A 5,478-nucleotide genomic window follows, 5' to 3' on the forward strand; every position below is an offset into this window, starting at 1 on the left:
TGTCGGCGCAGACCATGTTTCCCGTGCTGTCGCAGGACGAGATGGCCGGCCATTACAGCGAGAACGAGATATCCCGAGCCGTCCGGCAGGGGCGGATCACGGGCGTGGGCGGCGCCTGGGACCTGATTTCGAGGCGCGTGGCCGCCATCGACGCCTACCGGACGCGCTTCGAGACGGTCTATCCCGAGATCGGTGCCGGCCGGCCGATCGCCTTCACCGACATTTCCAATGCCGTCGCCGCCTTCATCGCGTTCGAGTGGCGCTCCGATGCCAGCGCGTTCGATGCGGTCCTGCGCGGGCAGGCTGTGCTTGAGGGGGAGGCCGGGCGGGGCATGGACCTGTTCTACGGCGCGGCCGGATGCGCCGCCTGCCATGCCGGGCCGTTCCTGACCGATCACGGGTTCCACGCCATGGGCCAGCCGCAGATCGGGCCGGGCAAGGCGGAGCGGTTCGAGCGGCATGCGCGCGACACCGGCCGCATGCGGGTGACGAACGATCCCGCCGACGCCTACAGGTTCCGCACGCCGTCCCTGCGCAACGTGGCGCTGACCGCCCCTTACGGTCACGCGGGCGCCTTCGCCGATCTCGAAGCCTTCGTGCGGCACCATGCCGATCCGGCCGCCGGCCTTGCGGTCTACGATCCCGGCCAGGCCGTGCTCGCCGGGCTCGGAGGCGCCGTCGATTTCGCCGTGCTGGACGATGCCGGCGAGATGGCGGCCATCGCCGGGGCCGTCGAGACCGCGCCCGTGGCGCTCACCGACGCCGATCTTGCCGCGCTGGTCGCCTTCCTTGGCGCGCTGACGGACGCGGATGCCGCCAGGGGGCGCCTGGGCATTCCCGACAGCGTGCCCAGCGGGCTCGCGGTGGAGCGTTAGGGGCAATGGCTTTCCGATCGGATCGGTTCTTGATATGATGGATCATGTGCGCGCCTGACGACAGATCGGTATTGGCCGAACTCACCGAACCCGAACCACCGACGGGCGGCGAGCGCTACCTTGCCTGGGCTGAGCGGAAGATTCGCAATTCGATCGCCCAGGACGATGCGCATCCTGAAAAGCGCGCGCCGCTCAGTTTGGTGAAGAAACTGTATGGTGCGCGTTGAGCTTTCCGGCAAGGCGCAGGACGATCTGGCTTCGATCCACCGCTACATTGCCCGGCTTGGGCACACACCGAACCCTGTTATAGCCGGAAGGACTATCGCCCGAATTCTCGATGCGATCGAGCTGCTCAGTTCGTTTCCGTCTGCTGGCAAACCTGGTCGCGTGCAAGGCACGTGGGAATTGACGATATCCACGGTGCCCTATTTCGTGGTTTATCGGCAGCTGGGCGAAAACCACCTTGTCGTGACCGCGATCATCCACAATCGGAGGCAATACCCGCCCGATGACATCGGTTGACCTCCTCCGGCCGCCTCCCCTCAACGCTTGATCAGCCATGTCCGGTTCGCGCCCAGCGTCCGCCACTCCGACACTGCGCCATCGGGCCAGATCACGCGCACCTCGGCGGTCTCCGCCGCGCCCAGCCCGAAATGCTGCGGCAGGGCCATGCCGCCCGCATGGCCACCGCCGACCGTGATTTCGCGCGCATGCGCGCGGCCGCCGATCCGTGCTTCGATCACGGCGCCGACAGCGTTGCGATTGCTGCCCTTTTGGCGGACATCGATCGCCATCCAGTTGCCGGCATCGGGCGTTGCGTTCTCATGCACCTCCAGTGGCGCGCGGCGGTTGACGACGATCAGGTCCAGCCTGCCGTCCGCGTTCAGATCGGCGAGCGCGGCGCCGCGCGCGCGCGCGGTCGTGGCGATGCCGGCCAGATGCGCGGTCTCCTTGAACGTTCCGTCGGCGCGCTGGACGAGCAGGTTGTTGGGGTCGTCAATGGCGTTGGACGGCATCTGGTCGACATTGCCCTTGGCGATGAACAGATCGTCCAGACCGTCATTGTCGACATCGCCGAACTGGGCGTGCCAGCCCGTCGAGGGCCGGCCGTCATCGCCGATGAAGGGCCGGTGCGCATAGGTGCCCAGCGCGAACGGCGCCGCCTCATAGCCATCGTCCGTGGCGATCTGCAAAAGCTGGTCGCCCATGGAGGTGGACATGACCTCGGCGCGGCCGTCGCCGGTCAGGTCGCGCGCGGCGATGCCCATGCCCCACAGCGAGACCTCCGGCCAGCCGTCGGCTTCGCCCAGGAAGGTCAGCGTGTCGAGGTCGAGCTTCTGCTCCGATCCGCCGCGCACATAGTAATGGCGATCGTTGGAGATGCGCAGACGGCGCTTGCCGAGCCGGCGCTCGTCCGAGATCAGCATGGACAGGGCGCAAAAGCCCGGCTCCAGCCCGATCGGCGCGCCGTAGCGTCGCCCGTCCGGCCGGTGCAGCTCGTTGGCGTCGCACGCCTCGAACGGGCCTTCGGGGTCGTCGCGGTCGACATAATTGCCGATGGCGAGCGTCGGCCGGTCCCGCCCCGCCTCCCAGGTCGCCGAAAAGGCCGTGCTCCATGCATTGCCGGGCGCAAAGCTCCAGTCTTCGGTCGCGTCCTCGAACCGGCAGTCCGGTCCCCCGCGCAGCAGCGCGTTCGGCCCGAGGCGCAGGACGGCAAGGTCCATATGGCCGTCGCCGTCAATGTCGAGCGGATAGGCGCCGGTGACCCCGGTGAACCCGGGCGCGGTGGTGCCGGTTTCAAAGCGGATGGGTTCGCCCGGCCCGGCGGTCGCGTTGACGAGAAGCCGCGCGGGGTTCGCGCCGCCGGCGACATAGGCGTCGGGGAAACCGTCCGCGTTGCAGTCGAACACCGCCACGCCGCCGCCGACGAAATGCTCCCAGCCGCCGGCATAGACGTGCTCGATCGGCAGGCCGGCGGACCGGTCGACAAAGACGGGATGATCCGCGCCGACCGCTTGCGTCGGGGCGCCGAGCAGGGCGGCGACGAGGACGGGCGCCCTCATCTGCCGTTCGCCCGCGCGCCCAGAATATCGTCGGTCACCCGCGCCAGGGCGAGCGCGGCCGCGCCCTGCGCCCAGACCATATCGCCCCAGGCGTGGGTTTCGACCCTCGGCCCCCGATCGCGCATCGCCGGCGACAGATCGGCCATCTCGGCCAGAACCTCGCGCGCATAAAGATAGTCGTAGCGCATGCGCGCGCCCGACAGGATGATCAGGCCCGGATCGAACAGGGTGACGACGTTGGCAAGGCCGAGCGACAGGTAGCGCCCGGCGCGGCGGAAGATCGAACGCGCGGCGGCATTGCCCGCCTTGGCGTGACTGAACAGGCTTTCCAGAACGATCCGCGGCTCGCGTTCCGCGCTCGTCCAGTTGAGCGCGGTCGAGGCCTCGCGCACCAGCGCGTAGTCGGCCACATAGGCTTCAAGGCAGCCGCGCTGGCCGCACCGGCACAGCGCGCCGTCCAGATGCACCTTGATGTGCCCCAACTCCATGCCCATGCCGCCGGCGCCGCGATAGATATCGTGATCGACGACGAGCCCCATGCCGACGCCGTGCTCGATGGTCACGACGGCGAAATCGGGCAGGGCGCGCCCGGCGCCGAACCACAGTTCGGCCATGGTCAGCAGGTTGGCGTCATTGTCGGCCCACACCGGAACGCCGATCCTGTCCTGCGCCAGGCCGGCGAGCGGCACGTCGTGTTCGGCCATGATCGGCGACCAGGTGACACGGCCCGTCCCGCTGTCGACGAAGCCGGGCAAGCCCAGGCCGACCGCGGCGAGATCGGCGCGCGACAGGCGCGCGGCGGCCAGGGCGTCATCGAGCATCCGGCACGTCTCCTCGACAACGGCCGCCGTCCCGTGGCGGGCATGGGCGCGCGGCGCGCTGGCCGCGCCGATCCGGTTTCCGGCAAAATCGGCGATCACCGCCGAATGGCTGGGCGAGGACAGTTTGATGCCGGCCACGAAGCGCGCGCCGCACCGCACGCTCAGCGCGACCGGAGGACGGCCGCGCCCTGCATCCGCATCGCGGCTCGGCGCGCCGGTCTCGGCGATCAGCCCGGCCTCGATCAGGTCCGAGGTGATCGCGGTGACCGAGCCGGGGCTGATGCCGACCTTGCGCGCAACGTCAACGCGCGGGATCGACCCGGCGGCGCGGATCGCCTCGAAGACCTGCTGCCGCAGCGGCTTGACCGCGCCGGACAAAGGCGGCGTCAGCGGCCCGCAGCCGGCCGGGGCGCTATCGGGCGTTTTCGCCTGTGCACTGATGCTGGCGTGCATTTTCTTCAGCAGCCGACATAAATTAAGCGCAAAATCGCCGGAAAACTCCGCAAGTCACGCAATGACAGCTCCTCCTCCTTTCTCACGCTAGCCACTTTCGCATTGGGCCGTCAAATTATTTTGACAAATGAAATTAATATGGCATGGTTGGATGTCGGCTCGGTGCCGTCCGCCGCCTCATGGCGTAGATTTCGGGAGGAAAATAGAATGCGTAAAGCAGTCTTGCTTGCGGCGTCCGTCGCCGTCGGTTTGTCTTCGGCCGCAATGGCGCAGGACGGCATAACCGTCGGCGTGAGCTGGTCGAACTTCCAGGAAGAGCGCTGGAAGACCGACGAGGCGGCGATCAGGGCCGCGCTCGAAGCCGCCGGCGCGGACTATGTCTCCGCCGACGCGCAGTCCTCCTCGGCCAAGCAGCTTTCGGACATTGAAAGCCTGATCGCCCAAGGGGTCGACGCGCTGATCGTGCTGGCGCAGGACGCGCAGGCGATCGGGCCGGCCGTTCAGGCCGCCGCCGACGAGGGCATTCCGGTGGTTGGCTACGACCGCCTGATCGAGGACGCCCGCGCCTTTTATCTCACCTTCGACAATATCGAGGTCGGCCGCATGCAGGCGCGCGCGGTGTTCGCCGCCCAGCCCGAGGGCAATTACGTCATGATCAAGGGCTCGGCGCAGGACCCGAACGCGGATTTCCTGCGCGGCGGCCAGCAGGAAGTGTTGCAGGAGGCCATCGATGCGGGCGCCGTCACCATCGTCGGCGAAGCCTACACGGATGGCTGGCTGCCGGCCAACGCCCAGCGCAACATGGAGCAGATCCTGACCGCCAACGACAATGATGTCGACGCGGTGGTCGCCTCCAATGACGGCACGGCCGGCGGCGTCGTCGCCGCGCTCACCGCGCAGGGCATGGAGGGCATTCCGGTCTCCGGCCAGGACGGTGACCATGCCGCGCTCAACCGCATCGCCAAGGGCACGCAGACCGTCTCGGTGTGGAAGGACGCGCGCGATCTGGGCCGTGCGGCGGGCGAGATCGCGGTCGCGCTGGCCAACGGCACGGCGATGGCCGACATCGAGGGGGCCGGCGCCTGGACCTCGCCGGGCGGCGCCCAATTGACCGCGCGGTTCCTCGAACCGGTGCCGATCACCGCCGGGAACCTGTCGGTGGTCGTCGATGCCGGCTGGATCGCGCAGGACGTGCTCTGCCAGGGCGTCTCGGGCGGCCCTGCGCCCTGCGACTGATCCCGTCTCGACCCGTTTTCGCCCCCGCGC

At 68.6% G+C, this 5,478-nt stretch carries 6 protein-coding genes; 4 read left to right on the forward strand and 2 right to left on the reverse strand.

Translation table 11 applies throughout. The annotated features are described in order from the left end of the window. The 3 genes from AC5E6L_RS13685 to AC5E6L_RS13695 all read left to right on the forward strand — a co-directional run. Nucleotides 1–875: cytochrome-c peroxidase (locus tag AC5E6L_RS13685; RefSeq protein ID WP_491774008.1), on the forward strand; the 875-nt coding region annotated here is incomplete at its 5' end. A 71-nt stretch (nucleotides 876–946) separates the two neighbouring features. Next, entirely contained in the window at nucleotides 947–1,102 is a 156-nt protein-coding gene (locus AC5E6L_RS13690) for a hypothetical protein (RefSeq protein WP_491228568.1), read from the forward strand. Next, the gene (locus tag AC5E6L_RS13695) at nucleotides 1,089–1,397 is read left to right on the forward strand and encodes a type II toxin-antitoxin system RelE/ParE family toxin (RefSeq protein WP_491228569.1); all 309 of its coding nucleotides are present in this window, start codon (nucleotides 1,089–1,091) and stop codon (nucleotides 1,395–1,397) included. The genes AC5E6L_RS13690 and AC5E6L_RS13695 overlap by 14 nt, the downstream gene beginning before the upstream one ends. Before the next feature lie 20 nt (nucleotides 1,398–1,417). Here AC5E6L_RS13695 and AC5E6L_RS13700 read toward each other — a convergent pair whose 3' ends face one another. Beyond that, the gene (locus AC5E6L_RS13700; protein ID WP_491774011.1) at nucleotides 1,418–2,938 is read right to left on the reverse strand and encodes a CRTAC1 family protein; all 1,521 of its coding nucleotides are present in this window, start codon (nucleotides 2,936–2,938) and stop codon (nucleotides 1,418–1,420) included. Then, a complete protein-coding gene (locus AC5E6L_RS13705; RefSeq protein WP_491774013.1) occupies nucleotides 2,935–4,212 on the reverse strand; it encodes an ROK family protein in 1,278 nt (425 codons plus the stop codon). Before AC5E6L_RS13705 ends, AC5E6L_RS13700 begins: the two co-directional genes overlap by 4 nt. A gap of 207 nt (nucleotides 4,213–4,419) precedes the next feature. On the opposite strand from AC5E6L_RS13705, the gene xylF reads away from it, so the two are divergent. Next, nucleotides 4,420–5,448, forward strand: a complete 1,029-nt coding sequence (xylF, locus tag AC5E6L_RS13710; protein WP_491228572.1) for a D-xylose ABC transporter substrate-binding protein — start codon at nucleotides 4,420–4,422, stop codon at nucleotides 5,446–5,448. Nucleotides 5,449–5,478 lie beyond the last annotated feature (30 nt).

The organism is Roseitalea sp., assembly GCF_984466335.1.

What these genes read in the sequence shown, in the direction of transcription:
- xylF (WP_491228572.1), top strand. Translation starts at nt 4,420, where the DNA reads ATGCGTAAAGCAGTCTTGCTTGCGGCGTCCGTCGCCGTCGGTTTGTCT.
- AC5E6L_RS13695 (WP_491228569.1), top strand. Translation starts at nt 1,089, where the DNA reads ATGGTGCGCGTTGAGCTTTCCGGCAAGGCGCAGGACGATCTGGCTTCG.
- AC5E6L_RS13705 (WP_491774013.1), bottom strand. Translation starts at nt 4,212, where the DNA reads ATGCACGCCAGCATCAGTGCACAGGCGAAAACGCCCGATAGCGCCCCG.
- AC5E6L_RS13700 (WP_491774011.1), bottom strand. Translation starts at nt 2,938, where the DNA reads ATGAGGGCGCCCGTCCTCGTCGCCGCCCTGCTCGGCGCCCCGACGCAA.